Consider the following 23,959-nt stretch of genomic DNA (forward strand, 5'->3'; position numbering starts at 1 on the left):
AAGGTTAATGAACGTCATTACTCGGAGTAATCGACAACGATTTTTGGTTAAGATTTAATAATATTTATATTATTCATAATGAACACTTCTTAAGTTAGAATATAAAGATACTGTAAATAGACATATTTTAAATCTATGTAAGTAAACAAATAAGAAAAAATGAGGGGAACTTATGAAAACTTATCCTTTAACAGAAAATGATTTTAACTTAATTGATGAAGCTAAGCGTAAAATTACTCAGCTCTACGAAGATGATAGGCATCATATAGGAGCGGCTTTAAAAACAAAGTCAGGTACTATTGTTTCTGCGGTACATATAGAAGCATATATTGGACGGATTACAGTATGTGCTGAAGCTATCGCGATTGGAAATGCCGTTTCAAACGGAGAAAAATTCTTTGATACAATTGTTGCCGTTAGGCATCCTTATTCTGATGAAAAAAATAGAGAGTTAAGAGTCGTTAGTCCGTGTGGGATGTGTAGGGAACTCATCTCCGATTATTCACCAGATTGTTTTGTTGTTTTAGATATAGATGGCAAGTTACAAAAAACTAAAATTGGTGAACTAATCCCACTAAAATATAGTCGCGAATCATAGTTTAGAAACTTTAATGAACTAACAGCGAGCGTTAGCAGTATAAAGTATATTAGCTATTAATCTTATGATAGCTTATTTATGCCTATCTATAGTACAACATAGGACCAAAAACAGGTGCTCTTTACCTCTTAAAGTGACACAAAATAAAGACAACCTCCCCTTTTTAGGTGTGCCAGATTCTATCCATGCAAAACGCCTCAAAAGCATCGTCAAAAGACACCTCGCGTAGGCTTTCATAATTACTCAATGACCGATACTCAAACGACTCTAACTTATTTTTACGCACAAAAATACGCCTCCCTCTTTCGAAGAGAAGACGTTCTATTTCCGCTTGGTCTTGCGTTATATGACCGACATAAACGGCTGTAACCGTTGGTATGAAGGGATTTAGACGCGCCTAGCAGGATTCGAACCCACAACGCGAGAACCGGAATCTCGTGTGATATCCCCTTTCACCATAGGCGCCAACGACACGTATAAATATACTTGAATAAGAGGGAGTTGTCAATAAAAAGATCTCCCTCCACATATCATTACGTTGACTGTTGGTTGCTTTCACCTTCAGCAAACATAACTTTAAAGCGCTCGTTAATGTCTTCTTCTTTATAACCAGCTTGTCCTAAACGAACACCAAAGTTTTTCGCATAAAGCTGTAAACGTTGAGACATTTTCTTGTATTTCTTCGCTTCTTGATTGGAGGCATCACTTGCGCGACCATCAGCATTCGAAATAATGTTTTCAACAACAAATAACGCTTTCCATAGCGTTTCTTCATCCATTCCTTGATGAATCGTGCTTAGTTCATCTACTACTTCTTTATAAAACTGCTGAAACTCTTTAAAGGTAATATCTTCTTCCATATTTAAATAATGTTGGATTTTATCGTATTGCGCTTGCATGTTTTTGACCTCCTTTATTCTCCGTTATTATACCATAGGACCGATTAGCGTGCGACTGTATGTCGAATTGATTCCCATCGAACGTATACATAAAAAAGCTTATTTCAAGAGGATCTTCAACCTCTTAAAATAAGCTTTTCATTTTTATTTACAGTATTCATCAAATGCTTGTTCAAGCTTTTGTACAACTTGTATTGGTTCGTGACCTTCAATTTCGTGGCGTTCCACCATCATTTTAATTTCTCCATCTTTTAAAAGTGCAAATGATGGAGATGAAGGACCATATCCTTTGAAGTACTCTCTCGCTTTGGCCGTTGCTTCCTTATCTTGACCAGCAAATACGGTCACAAAGCGATCTGGTGTTGCTTCATAGTTTTTCATATATGCCGCCGCCGGACGAGCAATCCCACCAGCACAACCACATACTGAGTTAACCATTACGAGCGTCGTGCCCTTTTCAGTAAGCGCCTGATCAACGTCTTCAACAGTTTGAAGCTGCGTATAGCCAGCTTGTATCATATCATTTCTTGCATCTTGTACGACATCATTCATGAAAAAATTAAATTGTTGCATGAAATCACCCTCCTCCCTATTATTTTAGGGGAAACGAATCGAATGTACAAGTTTAAAAACTTCGGTTAATAAACAGATGTCGTTTCATTAATGGCTTCAAGCTTTGTTTTAATAGCTTGTAAAAACTTCCCGCAAATTAGTCCGTCAAGAACACGGTGATCAAGAGAAAGGCACAGGTTCACCATGTGACGAATGGCAATGACCTCTCCTGCTTCCGTATCCAAAACAACAGGTCGTTTTACAATCGACTCCACAGAAAGTATAGCTGCTTGTGGGGTATTAATAATCGGTTGTGACAGAATGGAGCCAAATGATCCCGTATTGTTAATAGTAAATGTACCACCTGTCATATCATCGCTTTTTAACTGACCTGTTCGGACTTTTTTAGCAAGATCATTTGTACGCTTCGCTAATCCTTTTACAGTTAATTCGTCTGCATGTTTAATAACAGGAACAAACAAAGCATCTTCAGTCGCTACTGCCATCGAAAGGTGAATGTCTTTTTTACGGATAATCGCATCGCCCGCCCATTGAGCATTAACTTCCGGGAATTCTTTTAGCGCTTCGACACAAGCTTTCATAAAGAATGGCAAGTACGTTAAGCTGAAGCCTTCTTTTTCTTTAAAGGAGTCCTTTAACCCTTGTCGGACTTTGACAAGATTCGTCACGTCCACTTCAATCATCGTCCAAGCATGAGGCGCCTCTGTTTTACTTTTCACCATATTTGTTGCGATTGCTTTACGGACACCTGAAACAGGAATGCGCTCATCCTCACCAGATGCAAGGCTAACCGATTGGGTATCATTCGATTTTGTGACAGATTGTTCCACAGACACTTCGTCCTCTACTGATTGCTGAGGTTTTTCCACTCCACCTTGTACACGGTAAGCTTCTACATCTTTTCTCGTAATGCGGCCACCTTTTCCAGAACCGGTTACATTGGCTAAATTAATTCCATAATCTTGTGATAAGCGTAAAACAGCAGGTGAATACCGTTGACGCTGGTCTGTAGTGCTTTCTTCATTTGCCTCTACTTTCGGTTCAACATCGACTTGTTTCGGCGTTTCAGAAGGCTTCGCTTCTTGGCTGCTTCCCTCTTCTTCAATCGAACAAATCGCCGTTCCAACGGACACCGTATCTTCTTCTTTAACAAGTAACGCTTGTATCGTACCTGTATAGGAAGAAGGAATTTCGGCGCTTACTTTATCTGTCATGACTTCAGCTATCGGCTCGTATTTAGTTACTTTATCACCAGGTGCTACTAGCCATTTGCTTATCGTTCCTTCTGTTACACTTTCGCCTAGCTGAGGCATCGTCATGTTCGTTGCCATCATATTCCTCCTTCTAAAACTCCGCCAAATCGCGGATGGCTTTTTCGACTTTATCAGGATTAATCATAAATTCTTTTTCTAATGTAGGCGCATAAGGCATTGCCGGAACATCAGGTCCAGCAAGACGCTTAATTGGTGCATCAAGATCAAATAAACAATGCTCCGCAATAATTGCACTTACTTCACTAATAATGCTACCTTCTTTGTTATCTTCTGTAATTAACAAGACTTTTCCTGTTTTTTTCGCCGCTTCAATAATACCATCTCGATCAAGTGGATAAACGGTTCTTAGGTCAAGAATATGCGTTTGAATGCCTTCTTTTTCTAAGCGCTCCGCTGCTTGTAAAGCGAAATGGACAGCAAGACCATAGGTAATGACCGTCACATCATCCCCTTCGCGTTTTACATCTGCCTTGCCAATAGGAAGCGTGTAATCCTCATCCGGCACTTCGCCTTTAATTAATCGATACGCTCGCTTGTGTTCAAAGAAAAGCACTGGATCATCAGAACGAATCGCGGCTTTAAGAAGGCCTTTTACATCATAAGGTGTTGAGGGCATCACAATTTTTAACCCCGGTGTATTAGCAAACATCGCTTCGACGCTTTGTGAGTGATACAGGGCTCCGTGGATACCACCGCCGTAAGGAGCACGAATGGTGATCGGACACGTCCAGTCGTTATTTGTGCGATAACGAATTTTCGCTGCTTCAGACACAATTTGATTTACAGCTGGCATAATAAAGTCAGCAAACTGCATCTCTGCCACAGGACGCATCCCATACATAGCCGCTCCAATTCCTACGCCTGCAATCGCCGATTCTGCTAAAGGTGTATCAATTACTCTCTCCTCACCGAATTGTTCGTACAAGCCAGCTGTTGCACGAAACACACCGCCTCTTTTACCAACGTCTTCACCTAAAACAAAGACGCGCTGATCCCGCTCCATTTCTTCATGTAAAGCCTTCGTCACAGCTTCAATATATGATAATACTGCCATTAGTTCCCCTCCTCACTATAAACATGCAAATACATGGTGCTCGGATCTGCATAAGTTGCTGCTTCCGCATATTCCGTTGCTTCATTTACAAGCTGCTTTACCTCTGCTTCCATTTCGTCAAGCACCTTATCAGTTAACAAACCAGCTGTTTGTAAATAAGCTGCATACGTGTGAAGGGGATCTTTTTCTTTTGCTTCTGCCACTTCTTCTCTTGAGCGATAGGCGCGATCATCATCGTCACTTGAATGGGGAGTAAGACGATAAGAGACCGTTTCAATTAAAGATGGACCTGCCCCAGCTCTTGCACGATCAGCTGCTTCCTTTACAGCTTCATAAACAGCAAGCGGATCATTTCCATCTACAGTTACTCCTGGCATTCCATAACCAATTGCCCGATCCGACACTTTTTCACAAGCAAGCTGCTTTTCAATTGGAACACTAATCGCGTATTTATTGTTCTCACACATAAATATAACAGGGAGCTTGTGTACGCCTGCAAAGTTCGCTCCTTCATGGAAGTCTCCTTGGTTAGATGAGCCTTCTCCAAATGTGGTAAACGCAACAAAATCTTTCTTTTCTAGACGACCGCCTAACGCTACGCCAACGGCATGTGGCACTTGTGTCGTTACAGGGGAAGAACCCGTTACAATTCGGTTAGTTTTCTGTCCAAAATGACCAGGCATTTGACGTCCACCTGAATTTGGGTCCTCTTCTTTCGCGAAGCCTGACAGCATTAAATCTTTCGCAGTCATACCAAAGGTTAGCACAACCCCCATATCTCGATAATAAGGGAGCACATAGTCTTTATCTCGATCAAGTGCAAAGGCCGCGCCTACTTGCGCCGCTTCTTGTCCTTGACAGGAGATGACGAAAGGAATTTTTCCAGCTCGGTTTAACAACCACATGCGCTCATCAATTCGTCTAGCGAGTAGCATAGTGCGATACATATCAACTGCTTGTTCATCCGTTAACCCTAATTGTTCATGTTTGTTTTTTGTCATTCAAATATCCCTCCCATTACATGTGAATAGCACGTTTATCAATTAATAGGGCTGCCTCACCTATTGCTTCAGACATCGTCGGATGCGGGTGGATCATCTCACCTAATTCAATGTGAGCAGCATCAACGTATTTTGCAAGAGCCGCTTCACTAATTAAATCCGTTGCATGTGAGCCAATTATATGAACTCCTAAAACATCATTTGTTTTTTCATCTGAGATGACTTTCACAAAACCCTCTTCTTCTCCTTGAACAAGCGCTTTGCCAACTGCGGCAAATGGAAAGGTGCCTACTTTCACTGAATGATTTTGCGCTTTTGCTTCCTCTTCTGTCAAGCCTACTTGTGCGGCCTCCGGAAAACTATAAATACAAGATGGGACTATTGCTTTGTTCAGAGGCTCCACCTTTTCACGCGTCATGTGAGCTACTGCTATTAACCCTTCGTGTGTTGCAACGTGAGCAAGCTGCAAGCCGCCGATACAGTCACCAATTGCATAAATATGCGATTCTTTCGTTTGACCGAATTCATTCACTTTTATGTAACCGCTTTCTAAATCAATTTCTGTGTTCTCTAAGCCAATGCCTCGAACATTCGCCGTTCTCCCAATAGATACCATTAACTTGTCAACGTGAAATTGAATTGAACCCTCTTCTGTTTGTACATTCACCTTAACAGCGTGCTCCTCCACAGCAATTGATGATTCATCGATTGTCGCATTCGTATAAATGGCGACGCCTCTTTTTTGAAGCTGCTTCATCATTTCCTTGGAAATATCACCATCGGCTGTTGGTAAAATACGACTTCCTGCTTCGACAACTGTTACTTTTACACCAAAGTCAACGAGCATGGATGCCCACTCCACTCCAATAACGCCTCCACCTATAATAACGATAGAAGAAGGCAATGCGTTAAACTGAAGCGCCTCTTCTGAGCTAATAACAGTTTCCCCATTAAACGGCGTATTCGCTAACGCTCTTGGAGAAGAACCTGTTGCTAGAATGACATTTGAGCCTATTAACATTTCATTTTCTCCATCGCCTAGGTCGACAGACACAGTTCCTGGGGTTGGTGAAAAAATAGACGGTCCTAACAATGTTCCTTTTCCTTTATATACATCAATTTTCCCTTTTTTCATTAACCCTTTTACACCATTAGCTAAACGATCAACAATACTCTGCTTTCGCTCTTGTACTTGTGGGAAGTCTAGCTCAGGCTCGCCAACAGACACACCATAGTGGCTAGCTTCTTTTGCTAACCGAAACACTTCTGCACTTCTAAGCAATGCTTTACTCGGAATACAACCCTTATGTAAACAAGTTCCCCCTAGAAGTTGCTCTTCTACTAGCGCTGTCTTTAATCCTGATTGTGAAGCACGGATGGCGGCAGCATAGCCACCAGTACCGCCACCCACTATTACGAGATCATAATTCTCTGCCATGATAGTCCGCCTCCATTACTTTTTACGAGAAAGAATGTGGTGCTCATTTTGCAAAAACGTTCCTCTTGCATAACGCATCCGTTCAATTCGTTCTTCTGCCATTTTATCCGCAGCCTGTGAAGTAGGTATCTGCTTTGTACGAGCAATTTCAAAAACACGAGAAACATTATCATAAATGCCTTCTACTTTTTTAAACGCTCGATCTCGGTTGTACCCATTTAATTCATCCGCTACATTAATAACGCCACCTGCATTAATAACATAGTCAGGTGCATAGGCGATGCCCATATCTTGTAAAATTTGACCATGACGTTCTTCTTTTAATTGGTTGTTAGCCGCGCCTGCAATTACTTTAGCCGTTAACTTGCTTAGCGTTTCATCATTGATTACTCCGCCTAATGCACATGGCGCGAAAATATCACAGTCTTGCTCGTAAATATCATCAGGGTCTACTGCTTTTGCCCCAAATTCAGAAACAGCTCGTTCAACAGACGGTTTGTAAATGTCCGTAACAATAAGTTGAGCGCCTTCTTCATGTAAGTATTTACATAAGTGATAGGCAACATTACCGACACCTTGGACTGCGATTGTTTTACCTGCTAAATCTTCCGAACCAAGACCCGCTTTAGCCGCAGCTTTCATTCCAACATAAACACCGTAAGCTGTTACTGGTGAAGGATTCCCTGAAGCACCAAAAGCAGGGGAAATACCTGTAACATAATCCGTCTCATCATGAATAATATCCATATCTTCAACCGTTGTGCCTACGTCTTCTGCAGTAATGTAGCGCCCGTTTAACCCTTGAATATAACGACCAAACGCTCGAAACATTTCCGGATTTTTATCTGTACGAGCATCGCCAATGATAACGGCTTTACCTCCGCCAAGGTTTAACCCAGCTGCCGCATTTTTATAAGTCATGCCCCTTGAAAGACGTAGAACATCTTCAAAGGCATCCTCCTCTGATTGATAATTCCACATTCTTGTACCGCCAAGCGCTGGTCCCAATGTAGTATCATGGATCGCGATAATCGCTTTTAAACCTGACGTTTGATCTTGACAAATAACAAGCTGTTCATAATCTTTCTCTTCCATCTTTGTAAATAATTTCATTTTTAAGTCCCCCTATAAGAATTTCTGGCTCGTCTTCACATGTTCACAACTGTATACATGCAAAAACAATGCCAACTGCTAATCTTAAGGAAATAGGCTAATGTAACCTTCCGCCTGCAAAATCTTGCACTCCCCTGAAATATTTTGCATGCAAAATCATTCAATTCCATATTTCTCTAGTTTATAATAAAGCGATCGAACAGAAATACCGAGGCGTTTTGCAGCTTCTGTTTTAACATAATGAACATGGGCTAACGTCTCTAAAAGAAATCCACGCTCTTGCTCTGCTAAAAAATCCTCTAGCTTTTCTGGTTTGGCACGATCCACCTTAGGCGCACTTCCTGGTTTTAGCACACTTATATCTGCATGTGCAACAAAATCGATTTCAGTTTCACCTAAGTTTTTGTATATCATTTCTCTTGCCAATACATTTTCTAACTCACGAATATTGCCTGGCCACGCGTACTGTTGAAGTTGAGCCAATGCATAATCCGATAAGTTTCTAATATTACGTCCATAGTCTTCATTTATTTTTTCAATAAGGCGCAAAGCAAGTATTGGAATATCTTCTATTCTTTCCCTCAATGGAGGAATGTAAATCGGCAATGTATTTAAACGATAATAAAGATCTTCTCTAAACCGTTTTGTTGACATAAACAACTGCAAGTTCACATTTGTAGCTGCAATGACTCGGGCTTTAATCTTAATTGGTTTTGTTCCCCCAACTCGGACCACTTCACTTTCTTGAAGAACGCGCAATAATTTTGCTTGTGTCTGTAAGGACATTTCGCCTACTTCGTCAAGAAAGATACTTCCTTCTCCAGCCTCTTCAAATAACCCTTTTTTCCCTGTTCGTAAAGCACCAGAAAACGCACCCTGTTCATAGCCAAAAAGCTCACTTTCGAGAAGTGTTTCTGTCAACGCCGCACAGTTTACGCGCACAAACGGTTGATGCCGACGTTCGCTTTCATAATGGATTGCATGTGCGAATAATTCTTTTCCCGTTCCTGTTTCACCTAAAAGCAATATAGGTAAATCAGTGTTCGCTCCTAATTTTCCTTGGGCGATGGCGTGCTGAATACCATTAGATTGGCCTAAAATATCTTGAAACGTATAATTTGCTTCTAGGCTGGCAATTTTCTTCTTTGCTTGCTTTAACTCGCCCATAAGGGAGTTTAATTCAGATACATCATGGATAACGCCAATACTTCCTTTTAATTTCTTGTCCACAATAATAGGCGCAACATTGACAATGACGTCTCGTTTGGCTGGGCCTAACTTTAATCGTGCCCCTCGTACAGGTCGCTGGGTTTGCAACACTTGCATATGAATGCTTTCGCCTTCTGAGATATCTGTTGTCGCTGGTTTACCAATAACTTGCTCTTCCGTTAAACCAGTAATTTTCTTATATGCTGGATTTATAAGAAGACCGACACCAAACTCATCAACAACCGAAATTGCATCATTAGAAGAATTAATGATCGCTTCCAGCATTTCTCTCATTCGATTAAGATCCGTGATTTGCTCTGCCATTTGCCTTGCTTCTGTTACATCTTTAAAAACAGCAATCGCACCTCTAATCGTACCTTTTGTACTTAACGGCATACGAGTCGTCACTATTTTCGTCCCGTTTGCAAACGTTTGAAGCTGATTGTATTCTGGTTGCTGACGTTCAATTACACGTGGCAAACCACTTGTTGGCAGTAGAGATTGAATTGCCTGACCAACACTTTCATGCCTGTTCACATCAGCCATTTCTGCTGCTGCATCGTTCAAATACATCACTGTGTAGTCTGCTTTGACAATAATAACACCGTCATCAATAGAATCAATTGCTTTTTGCATTAGGGATTGTTTCGAGAATTCAGCACTAATGACTCCCCACGTTTCTTCATAAGACCAAACATTAGTTTCTGCCGTAGTGCCGATCTTTGTATACCTTTGAATGATCGTAAAATCATGTTGATTAAAAGACTGTTCATCCATTAAATCAATATTGTGCTCTGCTGCAAAAGCATTTATTTTAGCTGTTTTGCTATGTATGGCCGCAACAGTAAACATAGGCAGATGCGTTAAACATCGTAATAAGGCAAATGCATCAGGACCATCATCAATAAACAGAATCTTATTCATTCTCGCACCTCTGATATTTTTAGTAGTTGGTCATAAATGCTACTGCCATTTATTTTAGTATCGTACAATTAATGATCTTATGCAAGATTAAACTTGTCCATAATGGTTTTTTTGGTCTACAATAGATGTGAAATACGAACAAGAAAGGATGTTCTATGGGCAGAGTGTTTGCTTTATTACTAATTCTCATCCCAATAGTTGGCGCTGGTTATGGAATTAAGTTAATGCGAGATGCGTTTTTCCTCGTTGAGCTTTTCCCTTATCCAAACTTATGGATTCAATTTTTTGCTGGCTTATTTTTCTTCCTTATCGGGTTAGGATTAATGGCAGGTTTTATTTTCCATAGAGACAAAAAACGTGGTAAAGTGTCAGAAACGTTTTTAAAGAAAAACGAACAACAGCTGTGAGAGATGTATCCTTTCAGCTGTTGTTTTATTCTGTTGAACCTATTTTTTTAGTCCATTGACTATACGCTCCTTGTAACATTGGCCAAATCAGGAATAAAACGATACTGATACTAGCTAGTGAGAGGAATAACAATTGCCCTGATGTTCCTGGCACTGTAACTGTCCACAACGCAAGGGATGCGCCAAGAATAAGAGAACCATTGATGCCGTAAATTGCTTGACCTTCTACCTCTAATACAATGATGATGTAAAAGATCGTTGTAACATACAAAATGTCAATAAATGTTGGTAGTGTCATAAAAAAACAACCAATCAACAGTAACGTTAAATAGTAAATTGTTAACCTAAACGGTATTTTATTCGCCATATAGCTAGCAAGAGGGAATAGAATAAAGCAAGCAGTGTTAACACTAAACACTTTTATGTTACCCATTGACAATAGATAGGAAAAAAAGACAAGTATCACAACGTAACAACAAATCATACCTGTTTGATTGATGGTTTGCTTTGTTTTTTTCTGGTGTCTTTTTAACTGACTTAAATCGAGATAAAAGCCAACAGCCCATGTTAAAAAGATGTAGGCAATAGCTAAATATGAAAAATACAAATGAGTCCCCATTACTAACGAACTAAGCGCTATATAGCCATATAAAAGAAAGGTCCCAAGACTAAAAGGGATGAACGTATCTTGAGGATTTTTTTTACTCCATTGTAAATCTTTAAAGCCGTACATCAGAGCAACCGCAATAAAAGGAAGTGATAAAAATAATGAAGAAATCATGAGACGATCACTCGCTTCCACCTTCTATTAACTGACTCGCTGCTTTTTTAAAACGAGAAAAACAACATGCTTTATTATTTACCATCATTTCAATCCTCTCCCTTTCCTTTTTCTTAGTATTTGAAGAAGAATTGAATCCATACAAAAAAGCGTGAAAATGAATGAATCATTCCACGCCTTGTGTGTAAGCCAAACGCTAGCTTACTTTATGCTCAATTCGGAGTTTATCTGCAACCATAGCGATAAATTCTGAATTTGTAGGTTTTGCTTTTGTATGACTAACCGTATAGCCAAACAAATTCGAAATTGAATCAATATTCCCTCTGCTCCAAGCCACTTCAATGGCATGACGAATAGCTCTTTCCACTCGACTAGCCGTTGTATTAAACTTTTTTGCAATATCTGGGTAAAGTACTTTCGTAATTGAGCCAAGAAGCTCAATATCTTTATACACCATCGTAATGGCTTCTCTTAAATACATATATCCTTTAATATGTGCAGGGACGCCAATTTCATGAATAATGCTTGTGATGCTCGCATCTAAATTAATTTGCTTGCTTTCTTTCCTAGGTGCTGAAGCAAACGACATTGATGTTGTTTTCGGTATACGCACTTGTTGTTTGCCAGCAATTTCTCGAATTTTATCCATTAATGCTTCCATATCAAATGGCTTAAGCACATAGTAAGCTGCTCCAAAGTCTACTGCTCGCTTCGTCACATCTTCTTGGCCAAAAGCCGTTAACATGACAATTTGAGGTCTGTTGCTTTTTTGACTAAGCCGTTCTAATACAGCTAACCCATCTAAGTGTGGCATAATAATATCTAACAGTAATACATCTGGTTCTTTTTCTTCAACCAAGCTTAAGCATTCCTGCCCATTAAAAGCTGTTCCAGCTACTTCCATATCTGGTTGCGCACCTACGTATTCACTTAATAAATGCACTAATTCTCTGTTATCATCAGCGATACAAACGTTAATCTGACTCATTATGTTTTCCCCCAGTTCCTTTTGTTGTATGTAACCGATTCGACAAAGATGCAGACAATCCTTTTAAATAAATCATTTAGATTTTAATTATAGGAAATCCTACGTTTTTCTTGTAAATCTTCTTCTTTTCGACAGATTTTCAATCGTACTTTCTTTTTAATATACCATATCCTTAAAGGGGATGTGACGATTCTTGAGGATTTCTTCACGGTGATTTCGTCACATAAAAATGAGGATAACAAAAACACCAAGCAAAGCAGAGAATTAACTCGCTTGCGCTTGGTGTTTTACTAATCCTGTATGAATACCCGATTCCTCAAGCATCCAGCTAATATGGCATCCGTATCCAGAAGTAGGATCGTTGACAAATACATGAGTGACTGCTCCAACAATCTTATCCCCTTGAATAATAGGACTACCGCTCATTCCTTGTACAATGCCACCTGTTTTTTCTAACAGTCGTTTGTCTGTCACCTTTATAACCATTCCTTTGGTTGCTGGGCTTTCTTGTGGCGTACTTGAAACAATCTCAATATCAAATTGCTCCACTTCTTCTCCATCTAAAACCGTTAATATTTTCGCTGGACCTTCCTTCACTTCTGAGGCCGTAGAAATCGGCAATGGTTGGTCATAGACGTTATTCTTCAATTGAACCGTCTCATTTAACGTTCCATAAATGCCTAATGCGCTGTTTTTTTGAATGGTCCCTAATATTTCACGATCTTTTGATATGCTAGCAAGCTTTTCACCAGGCTCCCCATTTATTCCACGGGAAATGGATGTAACTGATGATCGTAATAACTGGCCATTTAATACTGAAACTGGCTTCTTGGTATCAATATCGGATATAACATGGCCAAGGGCACCATATCGTTTACTCTCCGGTTCATAAAAAGTCATAGTGCCCACACCCGCAGCTGAGTCACGAATATATAAGCCGAGACGATACAAATGATCCCCTTTTGCTTTCTCTGGCTTCAATACCGTGGTAATTTCTTTCTCGCCTCGTAATACTTTCACTTTTAATTCTTTGTTTGCTTCTCCTGCATGCTGAACATGTTTAGACACTTCGCTCATGGTATGCATTTTTTCTCCGTTTATGTTCGTTATCATATCACCGACTTCAATTCCAGCAAATTCCCCTGGGGATTTCTGTCCTGATTTAGTGTCTATTTTATGATGACCAACAACTAGAACGCCTTCTGTGTTTAACTTAACACCGATTGATTGACCGCCTGGTACCACTTTTATTTTTGGTAAAATGGAAACGTCAATTTTTTTTGCTGGCCAATTTCCATTTTGCAGAGTCACGTTTGTGTGACCTGTTTTTATTCCTTGAAGAATCGTCTCACTTTCCATGTGCTCTACTTCTAGATGCGAATTCCCCTCAATTGCAAAGCCGTTTGCTTCAATTGCCGTCTCGCTTCCTTCAAATAGAACGATGGATGTTGGAATGTCTATAAATTGTTTAAATTGTGGATTAAACCCTAAAAAAAGTAGACAAACTAAAAACAAGACCCCAATAACATACCGTACACCCTCTTTTAGCAACCTTTTCACTCCTCACTCCCAACCTACACCTCCATGCTGGCTGTACTATTAATGTTGCCTTCACACGGACGAAATATAACTGTAAATAAAAGAAAAAAGCCACCTAATCAAGGTCGCTTTTCCAATTATCCTTTTTTGTGCGTTGCCAGTTCAAGCAATTCTTTAGCATTTTCCTTCGTAATCTCTGTCACTTCAAACCCAGATAACATTCTTGCCAGTTCATTTGTTTTTTCATCATCATTTAATTGAATAACGTCGGTTTTCACTCGTCCTTCAATTGTTTCTTTCCGAATAAATAAATGATGATCGGCCATAGCTGCTACTTGAGGAAGGTGCGTAATACATAAAACTTGTGATCCCTCTGATATTCGGTACATTTTTTCGGCAATCGCTTGCGCCACTCGACCACTCACGCCTGTATCCACTTCATCAAAAATAACAGATGTAATTTGCTGAGAAGCAGAGAAAATGGTTTTAAGCGCGAGCATAATACGTGAAATTTCTCCACCTGAAGCAACTTTCACAAGTGACTTTAATGGTTCCCCTTCATTTGTAGAAATTAAAAACTCTGCTTGATCTTGACCATTTTTATAGAAGGTTTCCCCTGTTTCAAGCTGCACTTTGAATGACGCTTTTTCCATATACAGCTGGCTTAACTCCATCATCAGTGAAGCTTCAAGGTTCTTCGCTAACCGTTTACGAATATCTGTTAACGCTTCACTTTCAATTGTTAAATCTTCAATAATAGCGTTTCGTGTGTTTTGTAGCTCTTCTAAATGGATATCTTTATTCTCCATTTCTTCTAGCTCTTGCTCGATTGCTTCTGCATATGCTAACACTTCTGCTATGGATTCCCCATATTTACGCTTCACTTTTTCAATCTCTGCGAGTCGATTTTCAACATCCTCTAGTATAGTTGGGTTAAAATCAACCTGATCTAATGCTTCACGAATAGAGTAAGACGCTTCTTCAATGAGGTAATAGCTTGATGACACTTGTTCGAATAGTGGCTGTAAGTCTGTATCAATACTAGCGGCTGTTTCCAAATGGCTTAGCATGCCACTTAAATAATCAAGGCCCTTATCTTCTCCATAAAGATGCTCATAACTTCTTGTAAGCGCTTCGTACAATTTTTCACTATTAGCAAGCTTATTACGATTTTTTTGGAGCTGTTCATCTTCTCCAATTTGTGCATTCGTCTTAGCGATTTCTCCTAGTTGATACGTATACAAATCAGTCTTTTGTGCAATTTCCTGAGCATTTTGGTCAAGTTCATTAATGCGCTTTACTGTTGTTTGAAGCTTATTGAAAAGCTTTCGGTATTCGTGAAGCGCTTTTTTTATATCATTCCCGCCAAACTGATCTAATAATCCTAAATGCTCGTCCGCTCTCATTAGGGATTGGTGCTCATGCTGACCGTGAATATCAACAAGAGCTTGTCCAATTTCGCGTAGTGTTCCGATCGTCATGAGCTTTCCATTTATGCGGCAAATGCTTTTACCTGTATGAGTAATTTCCCGTCTCATAATGAGCATATCATCTTCAACATCAATGCCTAAGGATTCCAACTTAGCTTCTATTTGATGCCCCTCTTCCATGACAAACAAGCCTTCAATCTCTGCTTTCTTCTCACCGTGGCGAACAAACTCAGCTGAGCCTCTTCCTCCTAAAAGTAAGCCAATAGCATCAATAATAATCGATTTTCCAGCACCAGTCTCTCCTGTGAGGACGGTTAATCCTTTCTCAAATGGAACGGTAAGGGAAGAGATGATGGCAAAATTTTTAACGGTTAATTCCATTAGCATAGTAGACTGCCCACCTCTTTAAAGCATATTTAAAAATCGTTCTGTGACGGTTTCGCCATTTTTCTCGGTTCGACAAATAATGAGAATAGTATCATCGCCACATATCGTTCCCATCAATTCTGGCCAGTCTAGATTATCAATGAGAACAGCAATCGCATTGGCGTTACCAGGCATTGCTTTCATAACGACTAAGTTTCCAGACTGATCAATGCTTATAAAGCTATCGGTTAATATCCGCTTAAGTTTTTGCTGCGGGTTGAACTTTTGATCAGCAGGTAAGCTATATTTATAGCGTCCGTCCTGCATAGGAACCTTCACTAAGTGCAGTTCTTTAATATCTCTTGACACAGTCGCTTGCGTAACGTTGTAGCCATCACTTCTTAGTTGATCAACTAAATCATCCTGTGTCTCAATTTCTTTGTTTGTTATAATTTCTCTAATTTTTATATGGCGTTGTCCTTTAGTCATGCCATCACCTTACCTTTTAACAAATTCATTACGGTTAGCCTCTTCTATTATCTATGCTTTGCTTGTTATGAGAAAGAATTCAGAAAAGAACAGTTGATCAAGCTGTAAAGAAACCCTCTTCTGCAAGCAAGAAAAAGATCATCATCGTGTCCAATTCATCGCTAGTATAAAAGAGGGTATCTTTCGTTATTTACTTTCGAAGGGCTTGCGCCGCTTCTACAATGTGTTCAATTGTTTCAGCAGTCAATTCCACCTGTTCCACTTGTTTTTTCAGATGAAGTAAAAATTCGATGTTGCCGTCTCCACCTGTAATTGGTGAGTAGTCTAGCGCCAGAGAGCTAAAGCCAAGCTCATGAGCCACTGTTAGAACGGAACGAATCACATGCTTATGCACGAGGGGATCACGTACAATGCCTTTTTTTCCAACATGTTCTCTTCCTGCTTCAAATTGAGGCTTGACTAGCGCAATAACATCGCCATTATTAGCAAGAATCGTGTACAATGGTGGTAAAATCAACCTCAAAGAAATAAATGATACGTCTATTGAAGCAAATTCTGGTTGTGCTTTGGCAAAGTCGTCTTTTGTCGCGTAACGAAAGTTCATTCGCTCCATGACTGTCACACGCTCATCTTGTCTAATTTTCCAGGCTAATTGATTGTACCCAACATCAACAGCATACATCGCTTTTGCATGGTTTTGAAGTGCACAGTCTGTAAACCCTCCCGTTGATGAGCCAATATCTAGACCTACTTTGTCTGCTAGCTCTAACTCAAAGACGTCAATTGCTTTTTCTAATTTTAACCCTCCGCGACTAACGTATTTAAGCGTATCTCCTTTAATGCGTAAAGGAACGTCTCTGTCTACTTTTAAACCCGGTTTATCCAAGCGCTCATGCTCACTGTAGACGAGTCCAGCCATAATACTTCGCTTTGCTTTTTCTCTTGTGTCAATTAGTCCTCGCTCAACTAATACAACGTCGAGCCTTTCTTTTTTTCCCATTTGTCGTTAGGCTCTTTTCTTTTTTAGTGGTAGTTCAGAAAGAAGAACATCCGCTATTCGCTCAGGTGTTAAGCCAATTTCCTCGTACAATTCCTTTACACTTCCGTGCTCGATAAACCAATCTGGTACACCAAGTCGTTTTATAGACGCTTGTAGACCCTGATCATTGTAAAATTCCATTACAGCACTTCCGAAGCCACCTTGAAGAATCGCTTCTTCTACCGTTAAAATAGGTAACTCTTCTTCAGCAATTTTGCGAAGCATGTCTTCATCAAGTGGTTTAACCGAATTCGCATTAACAAGTCGAACATTATACCCTTGTGCTGTCATGTTTTCAATTGCTTTCTCAGCCACTGGAATCATTGTTCCAAATGTAAGAATGACCGCGTCTGTTCCTTCATTTAATACTTCCCATTTGCCAATTGGTAGCTGCTTTAATTGTGCGTCCATCTTTACGCCCGTCCCATTTCCTCTAGGGTATCGAACGGCAATTGGGCCATCATCGTATTTTATCGCTGTATAAAGCATATGTTGAAGTTCATTTTCGTTTCTAGGATTCAAAATAACCATATTTGGTAACGCTCTTAAGAAAGAAATATCGAATACACCTTGGTGGGTTTCTCCATCCGCTCCAACAAGACCCGCTCGGTCGATGGCTATAAGTACATTAAGATTTTGACGACAAATATCATGAACAACTTGATCGTACCCTCGTTGCAAGAACGTTGAATATACGGCAAATACTGGCTTCATGCCTTGGGTAGCAAGACCAGCAGACATTGTTGCTGCATGCTGCTCAGCGATTCCAACATCAATCATTCTTTCTGGAAATTCTTTTGCAAACAAATCAAGTTTTGATCCACCTGGCATTGCTGGCGTAACAGCAACGACACGCTCATCTTCACGAGCAATGGTTTTTAACGTATTTGCAAAAACACTAGGGTAACTTGGTGGCCCAGATTTTTTAACCATTTCCCCGTTTTCGATTTTATATGGGCCTGTTCCATGCCAAGCGCCTGTTGCGTCTTCTTCTGCTGGCTTGTAGCCTTTTCCTTTTTTCGTGACAACATGAACAAGTACCGGTCCACTTACCTTCTTCGCATAATTTAAGTTGTTTTTTAAATCGTCTAAATCATGACCATCCACTGGACCCAAATACGTAAAGCCCATCTCTTCAAAAAAGATTCCTGATACAACCATATATTTAAGGCTATCCTTTAGACGTTCCGCTGTATCAGCAAGCTTTCCACCAAATGCAGGAATTTTTCTTACTAACCATTCTAAATCGTCCTTCGCTCGCTGATACTTTCCAGCTGTACGGAGCTTTCCTAGAATATGATGCAACGCACCAACATTTGGTGCAATCGACATCTCATTGTCGTTTAAAATAACAATTAAGTTCTTTTGTTCATGTCCGATATGGTTCAACGCTTCTAACGCCATTCCACCGGTAAGTGCACCATCCCCAATGATGGCAACCACACTTTCGTCCGTACCTTTTAGATCTCTTGCTGTCGCCATGCCCATTGCGCCAGATAGGGAAGTAGAGCTATGACCTGTTTCCCATACATCGTGTTCGCTTTCATTTCGCTTAGGGAAGCCGCAGAGTCCTTTATATTGACGCATTGTATCAAACTGATCTGCTCGTCCAGTTAGTATTTTATGGACATACGCTTGGTGCCCTACATCCCACAAAAACTTATCCCTCGGTGAATCAAACAATTGGTGAAGTACGAGGGTCAATTCGACAACACCTAAATTTGGCCCAATATGACCACCATTTACAGATAGTTTTTCAATTAAAAACTGGCGAATATCTGTTGCTAACTGTTCAAGTTGTTTATTCGTATAATGTTTAAGAAAGCTGGGATCTTGTATTTCTTCAAGGTTCATAAACGAAACCTCCATTTACTCTTCATTTTTTATCTTTATCTCGTTAAGATGATGTACGTCTAGTATAACAAAAACAAGCCTATCTAGAACAGTAATACCCTGTATTGTGAACCATACACCATTCTCATAAAAAAAACCAGCCAAACGATGCTGGTTTCTTAACGATCCCGATTAACAATATACGTTGCCATATCTTCAAGCAGTGTGTTTCGTAACCCAAGTTCATTTAATGACTGTAGTGCTTGGTCGTAATGACTGGCTAGCATTGCCTTTGCTCCGTCCAGCCCCAATATGCCAGGATACGTACTTTTATCATTATGTACATCGCTACCGACTGGTTTTCCAATCGCTTCTACGTTGCCTTCAAGATCCAGGATATCGTCTTTAATTTGGAACAACAATCCGATTTCTTTTCCAAAGGCACTTAATTTCCTTTGGACATCTGGTGTGGTTCCAGCAATAACTGCGCCTGCTTCAACAGCGAAAGCGAGAAGCTCACCTGTTTTACGATTGTGAATAGATGCGAGTTCATTTACATCGAGATTTTTCCCCTCTGCAAACATATCGGCAAGCTGTCCACCCACCATCCCTTTTGCACCAGCTGCTTCACTAAAAAGGGAAATAAGCTGTAGCTTGGTTTCAGCCTTGAAATGGGAAATTTTTGAGAGAAGATAAAAACTGTGTGTTAAGAGAGCATCTCCTGCTAATATCGCTGTCGCTTCGCCAAACACTTTATGATTGGTTGGTTTTCCACGTCGAAGATCATCGTCATCCATTGCTGGTAAATCGTCATGAATCAGCGAATAGGTGTGAACCATTTCTAGCGCACAAGCTACTTCAAGACCATCTTTTATCGGGAGCTTGTATGCATCTAAGACGGCCATCAACAGTACTGGTCGAACTCGTTTTCCACCAGCCTCTAACGAGTAAAGCATCGCGTCTTTTAAACGGCTTTCTGCATCTATGGTACGAACGTATTCCGGTAATTCTCGTTCAATTAATTGCTTGGTTTCGTGAAGGAACAATTCAAATGTGGTGCTCACTCTTGTTCCTCCTTCTGAACGTTCAGCTCTAAGATTTCACCATCTTCGGTCATAATTTGGTCAAGCTGCTCTTCAATTGAAACTAATTTATCATGACACGTTTTTGATAAGCTAATGCCTTTTTTATAAAGGTCAATGGCTTTCTCCAATGCAACATCCCCTTGTTCAAGCCCTTCAACAATTTCCTCTAGTTGTTTCATTGCTTCTTCAAACGGAATATCATTCTTCTGTTTCTCCACCTTGGTCAACTCCTTCGTGTATGATTTCTTTAATCACGCCTGTTGCCCGTCCATCTTTAAAAAGAAGGCGAACTTCAAGGTTTTCTTCTAGCTCATCTACAGATTTCACGAGCTTGTCTTCATTCTCACTATAAATGAGAGAATAACCACGGTTCATGATTTTTAACGGACTTAGCAGTTCAAGTTGAGCGAGAAGAGACGTCAGCTGGTTTCGCTTAACCGTCACTTGATTTTTTAACGCTTGACCTAATCTATGATCCAATACGTTTAACTCTTTTTTCTTTAATGCAGCCGCTGCTTCTGGATGATGACGCAAAAAGCGGTGTTGTATGGATGTATAAGAAGCTCGTTTTTCTTTTGTAAATCGCTGCATTTCTCGATTCATTCGCTCAACCGCTTGGTCTAACTGCTGTTCCTTTTGCTCAACGAGCTGCCTTGGGTAACGAAACGCATAGGAACGCTTAGCATATTGGAGTTGCGCCCGTTTCTTTTCAGCCATTTGCACCATGGCTCTTACCAACCGCTGTTTGTAATGATTTACTTGCCGTAATTGTTCACGAACATCAGGCACAGCAAACTCTGCTGCTGCTGTAGGTGTAGGCGCCCGTAAATCGGCTACGAAATCACTAATGGTAAAATCTGTTTCATGCCCCACTGCGGAAATAACCGGTATAGACGATGATCCAATGGCTCTAACAACGCGCTCTTCGTTAAACGCCCACAACTCTTCCATTGATCCTCCGCCTCTTCCTACAATAATGACGTCAAAAAGAGCTGCTTGATTTGCTTGAAGTAATGCCCGTTCAATTGAATCAATTGCTAAATGGCCTTGAACTGCAACTGGAAAAAGCGTCACGCGAATGTTAGGCATTCTCCGTTTTAACGTCGTCATAATATCACGTATGACTGCACCTGTTTGTGAAGTAATAACAGCAATATGCTTCGGATAAACCGGTAAAGGCTTTTTACGCTCATCAGCAAACAAGCCCTCATGTTCCAGTTGTTTTTTCAAGCGCTCAAAGGCAACATGCAAGCTTCCTATTCCATCTGGTTGCATTTCTTTAGCATAAAATTGATACTGTCCATAAGGTTCGTACACATTAACCTCGCCCCTTATGAGCACGTTCATTCCGTTTTCAGGAATAAAGCGCAAATGTTGATTGTAGCCAGCGAACATGACCGATTGCATTCTCGCATTCGCATCTTTAACGGTAAAGTAAAGATGTCCTCTAGAATGACGCTTTACGTTCGAAAGCTCGCCACGAATCCACACTTCCATTAATTGTGTATCGTTCTCAATTAACCGCTTGATGTAACGAGTCGCTTCACTAACGGACCATGCTTCCATTATAGCCCTCCTTCCGCTTTCACTTCTCCCTACACGTTATTGATCTTTTAAGGCTGTTTCATATGCGCCTGATAGTACGCCATTCATAAAGCGTCCTGATTCTTGTCCACCAAATGCTTTGGCAAGCTCAATCGCTTCATTTAATGAAATGTTTTTTTCAATATCCTCTATATAGAGCATTTCATATAAAGCCATTCGTACGATTGAACGGTCAACATGACCGAGTCGATCAATGGTATAGCCTTTTAAGTTCTGACTAATAAAGTGATCAAGCTGTTCTTTATATGTTAACGTTCCTTTTACTAAATCTAGAAAGAATTCGTTTGATTCCTCTTCCTCAGTGAGCGTGTTCTCGATTGCTTGATCAACCGTTAGTGTTGACACTAAACTAAGCTGATAAAGAACTTGGACGGCTCGAAGTCTTGCCACACGTCTATTCATAGTAAGCTCCTTTATTCTTAATCCTGTTCATTATAACGTAAAATCTTGTCTAGGTAAAAACGCAAAGAAAGAGAATCGACCATGGTCGATTCTCTTCTCCATATCATCGTCTTACTTTTATTCAACTTCTTCTTCCGTGGGTGCGTTTGGTGTATCAAAATAGACGCCCACAACATGAACATTTATTTCTGTTAATTGAATGGCAGTCATCGTTTCAAGGGCTTGTTGAATATTTAACTGAATCAACTTTGCCACTTCTGGAACCGATGCTCCGTATGAAATAACAATAGAGACATCAACGATAATTCCTTGTTCTGTTAAATCAACTTTAACACCTTTGCCGTGATTTTTGCGGCCTAATCGTTCTGCTACATCAGCAGCGAAATTACCTCGAAGTGCTGCCACACCTTCAATTTCTTGTGTAGCGATTCCAGCAATAACTTCAATTACTTCTGGTGAAATTTCAACTTTTCCTAAACCGTTTTTTTCTTCTTCTAACTCAAGTAATTGATGATCTTCCATTATGCACGACTCCTTTACGATTGTTTAGTAGGTATGACTTCATAGTCTTCAATAAATTTCGTATTGAAATCTCCAGAAACAAACTTTTCATGATTAAACAAATGTAAATGAAATGGAATCGTCGTATCAACGCCATCAATTTCAAATTCTTCAAGCGCTCGCTTCATCTTCGCAATCGCTTCGTCTCTTGTTTCACCGTGGGTAATGACTTTAGCAATCATAGAGTCATAAAATGGGCTAATTCGATAACCAGGATAAGCTGCCGAATCGACTCTTACACCAAAGCCACCAGGAGCAAGATACTCTTGAATCGTTCCAGGTGAAGGCATGAAGTTTTTAAGCGGATTTTCAGCGTTAATACGACATTCAATTGACCAACCTTTAAACGTAATATCTTCTTGTTTAACACGAAGTTTTTCGTTGTTGGCAATTCGAATTTGTTCTTTCACCAAGTCAATTCCCGTCACCATTTCTGTCACAGGGTGCTCTACTTGAATACGGGTGTTCATTTCCATGAAATAATAACTGCCTGTATGGTGATCAAATATAAATTCAACCGTTCCAGCTCCTGAATACTCAACAGCTTTTGCAGCAGCAACAGCTGCCGCTCCCATTTCTGCACGTTTTTCAGGGGTAATGGCTGGAGATGGGGTTTCCTCTACTAACTTCTGAAGTCTTCTTTGGATCGAGCAATCACGTTCACCTAAGTGAATGGTATTCCCGAAATTATCAGCTAATACTTGTATTTCTACATGTCGAAAATCTTCTATATACTTTTCTAGATAAACACCCGGATTACCGAAAGCCGTGGCTGCCTCTTGCTGGGTTACGGAGATTCCCGATTTCAACTCTTTTTCATCACGCGCAACGCGGATACCTTTTCCGCCTCCGCCAGCCGTTGCTTTAATAATGACTGGATAGCCAATTTTTTCAACAACTTGTTGGGCATCCTCAAACGACTCAATGATTCCTTCTGAACCAGGCACTACTGGAACTCCAGCAGCTTTCATCGTCTCTCTTGCTACATCTTTTGTCCCCATTTTACTAATGGCTGACGGACTCGGACCGATAAATGTAATGTTGCAATCCCCACATATCTCTGCAAAATTGGCATTCTCGGATAAAAAGCCGTAACCGGGATGAATCGCATCTGTTTCAGTTAATGTCGCAACGCTCATTAAGTTCGTGAAGTTCAAGTAGCTTTTTGTTGACGCGGTTGGTCCGATACAAAAAGCTTCATCCGCTAATTGGACGTGCAATGCATCCGCATCGGCTTCAGAAAACACTGCAACTGTTTCAATTCCGAGCTCTTTACAGGCTCGAATAATACGTACCGCTATTTCTCCTCTATTTGCAATCAATACTCGTTTTATCATAACTTGTCCTCGCC

23 protein-coding genes and 1 tRNA gene are annotated in these 23,959 nt (G+C 40.3%); 2 read left to right on the forward strand and 22 right to left on the reverse strand.

Annotation, left to right across the window (positions count from 1 at the left end; all coding sequences use genetic code 11):
* Window positions 1-172: 172 nt before the first annotated feature.
* Window positions 173-598, forward strand: a complete 426-nt coding sequence (locus FPV17_RS13450; protein ID WP_144559240.1) for a cytidine deaminase — start codon at window positions 173-175, stop codon at window positions 596-598.
* A 392-nt stretch (window positions 599-990) separates the two neighbouring features.
* Here FPV17_RS13450 and FPV17_RS13455 read toward each other — a convergent pair.
* From FPV17_RS13455 to FPV17_RS13495, 9 genes are all read right to left on the reverse strand, one after another.
* Window positions 991-1,063 (reverse strand) — tRNA-Arg (locus FPV17_RS13455).
* A 68-nt stretch (window positions 1,064-1,131) separates the two neighbouring features.
* Window positions 1,132-1,497: a hypothetical protein gene (locus FPV17_RS13460; protein ID WP_035395808.1), complete on the reverse strand. Its 366-nt coding sequence runs from the start codon at window positions 1,495-1,497 to the stop codon at window positions 1,132-1,134.
* 144 nt (window positions 1,498-1,641) lie between these two features.
* A complete protein-coding gene (locus tag FPV17_RS13465) occupies window positions 1,642-2,070 on the reverse strand; it encodes a BrxA/BrxB family bacilliredoxin (RefSeq protein ID WP_035395805.1) in 429 nt (142 codons plus the stop codon).
* 65 nt (window positions 2,071-2,135) lie between these two features.
* Window positions 2,136-3,404, reverse strand: a complete 1,269-nt coding sequence (locus FPV17_RS13470; protein WP_437183298.1) for a dihydrolipoamide acetyltransferase family protein — start codon at window positions 3,402-3,404, stop codon at window positions 2,136-2,138.
* A gap of 10 nt (window positions 3,405-3,414) precedes the next feature.
* Window positions 3,415-4,398: an alpha-ketoacid dehydrogenase subunit beta gene (locus tag FPV17_RS13475; protein WP_144559242.1), complete on the reverse strand. Its 984-nt coding sequence runs from the start codon at window positions 4,396-4,398 to the stop codon at window positions 3,415-3,417.
* Window positions 4,398-5,399 (reverse strand): thiamine pyrophosphate-dependent dehydrogenase E1 component subunit alpha, encoded by a 1,002-nt coding sequence (locus tag FPV17_RS13480; RefSeq protein WP_144559243.1) that lies wholly within the window; start codon window positions 5,397-5,399, stop codon window positions 4,398-4,400. The genes FPV17_RS13475 and FPV17_RS13480 overlap by 1 nt, the downstream gene beginning before the upstream one ends.
* Window positions 5,400-5,415: 16 nt before the next feature.
* The gene (lpdA, locus tag FPV17_RS13485; RefSeq protein WP_144559244.1) at window positions 5,416-6,837 is read right to left on the reverse strand and encodes a dihydrolipoyl dehydrogenase; all 1,422 of its coding nucleotides are present in this window, start codon (window positions 6,835-6,837) and stop codon (window positions 5,416-5,418) included.
* A 15-nt stretch (window positions 6,838-6,852) separates the two neighbouring features.
* Window positions 6,853-7,950 (reverse strand): Glu/Leu/Phe/Val family dehydrogenase, encoded by a 1,098-nt coding sequence (locus FPV17_RS13490; protein ID WP_144559245.1) that lies wholly within the window; start codon window positions 7,948-7,950, stop codon window positions 6,853-6,855.
* A gap of 156 nt (window positions 7,951-8,106) precedes the next feature.
* Window positions 8,107-10,083: a sigma-54 interaction domain-containing protein gene (locus FPV17_RS13495; protein ID WP_035395799.1), complete on the reverse strand. Its 1,977-nt coding sequence runs from the start codon at window positions 10,081-10,083 to the stop codon at window positions 8,107-8,109.
* Between the two features lie 155 nt (window positions 10,084-10,238).
* On the opposite strand from FPV17_RS13495, the gene FPV17_RS13500 reads away from it, so the two are divergent.
* Window positions 10,239-10,490, forward strand: coding sequence for a DUF2627 domain-containing protein (locus tag FPV17_RS13500; RefSeq protein ID WP_035395795.1), 252 nt, complete (start codon window positions 10,239-10,241; stop codon window positions 10,488-10,490).
* Between the two features lie 25 nt (window positions 10,491-10,515).
* On the opposite strand, the gene FPV17_RS13505 is transcribed toward FPV17_RS13500, so the two are convergent.
* The 13 genes from FPV17_RS13505 to accC all read right to left on the reverse strand — a co-directional run bounded on the left by FPV17_RS13505 (window position 10,516) and on the right by accC (window position 23,945).
* Window positions 10,516-11,271 carry a hypothetical protein gene (locus tag FPV17_RS13505; RefSeq protein ID WP_144559246.1) on the reverse strand — a complete coding sequence of 252 codons (756 nt, stop codon included), beginning with the start codon at window positions 11,269-11,271 and terminating at the stop codon, window positions 10,516-10,518.
* 196 nt (window positions 11,272-11,467) lie between these two features.
* Window positions 11,468-12,259 (reverse strand): sporulation transcription factor Spo0A, encoded by a 792-nt coding sequence (spo0A, locus tag FPV17_RS13510; protein ID WP_144559247.1) that lies wholly within the window; start codon window positions 12,257-12,259, stop codon window positions 11,468-11,470.
* A 264-nt stretch (window positions 12,260-12,523) separates the two neighbouring features.
* Window positions 12,524-13,810, reverse strand: a complete 1,287-nt coding sequence (gene spoIVB, locus FPV17_RS13515; RefSeq protein ID WP_144560492.1) for a SpoIVB peptidase — start codon at window positions 13,808-13,810, stop codon at window positions 12,524-12,526.
* A 125-nt stretch (window positions 13,811-13,935) separates the two neighbouring features.
* A complete protein-coding gene (gene recN, locus FPV17_RS13520; protein WP_144559248.1) occupies window positions 13,936-15,615 on the reverse strand; it encodes a DNA repair protein RecN in 1,680 nt (559 codons plus the stop codon).
* A gap of 18 nt (window positions 15,616-15,633) precedes the next feature.
* Window positions 15,634-16,083 carry a transcriptional regulator AhrC/ArgR gene (gene ahrC, locus FPV17_RS13525; protein WP_035395786.1) on the reverse strand — a complete coding sequence of 150 codons (450 nt, stop codon included), beginning with the start codon at window positions 16,081-16,083 and terminating at the stop codon, window positions 15,634-15,636.
* Between the two features lie 190 nt (window positions 16,084-16,273).
* A complete protein-coding gene (locus FPV17_RS13530) occupies window positions 16,274-17,083 on the reverse strand; it encodes a TlyA family RNA methyltransferase (protein ID WP_144559249.1) in 810 nt (269 codons plus the stop codon).
* 6 nt (window positions 17,084-17,089) lie between these two features.
* Complete coding sequence (gene dxs, locus FPV17_RS13535) at window positions 17,090-18,976, reverse strand: 1-deoxy-D-xylulose-5-phosphate synthase (protein ID WP_144559250.1); 1,887 nt, start codon at window positions 18,974-18,976, stop codon at window positions 17,090-17,092.
* A gap of 158 nt (window positions 18,977-19,134) precedes the next feature.
* Window positions 19,135-20,019, reverse strand: a complete 885-nt coding sequence (locus tag FPV17_RS13540; protein WP_246117038.1) for a polyprenyl synthetase family protein — start codon at window positions 20,017-20,019, stop codon at window positions 19,135-19,137.
* Entirely contained in the window at window positions 20,016-20,219 is a 204-nt protein-coding gene (gene xseB, locus FPV17_RS13545) for an exodeoxyribonuclease VII small subunit (RefSeq protein WP_052008054.1), read from the reverse strand. Before xseB ends, FPV17_RS13540 begins: the two co-directional genes overlap by 4 nt.
* Before the next feature lie 19 nt (window positions 20,220-20,238).
* Entirely contained in the window at window positions 20,239-21,606 is a 1,368-nt protein-coding gene (gene xseA / locus FPV17_RS13550; protein ID WP_144559251.1) for an exodeoxyribonuclease VII large subunit, read from the reverse strand.
* Between the two features lie 36 nt (window positions 21,607-21,642).
* Complete coding sequence (gene nusB / locus FPV17_RS13555; RefSeq protein ID WP_035395775.1) at window positions 21,643-22,047, reverse strand: transcription antitermination factor NusB; 405 nt, start codon at window positions 22,045-22,047, stop codon at window positions 21,643-21,645.
* Window positions 22,048-22,164: 117 nt separating this feature from the next.
* The gene (locus tag FPV17_RS13560) at window positions 22,165-22,569 is read right to left on the reverse strand and encodes an Asp23/Gls24 family envelope stress response protein (RefSeq protein ID WP_035395770.1); all 405 of its coding nucleotides are present in this window, start codon (window positions 22,567-22,569) and stop codon (window positions 22,165-22,167) included.
* A gap of 14 nt (window positions 22,570-22,583) precedes the next feature.
* The gene (accC, locus tag FPV17_RS13565; protein ID WP_035395768.1) at window positions 22,584-23,945 is read right to left on the reverse strand and encodes an acetyl-CoA carboxylase biotin carboxylase subunit; all 1,362 of its coding nucleotides are present in this window, start codon (window positions 23,943-23,945) and stop codon (window positions 22,584-22,586) included.
* Window positions 23,946-23,959 lie beyond the last annotated feature (14 nt).

Source organism: Shouchella miscanthi (assembly GCF_007725405.1).
Classification (GTDB): Bacteria; Bacillota; Bacilli; order Bacillales; family Bacillaceae_D; genus Shouchella; species Shouchella hunanensis.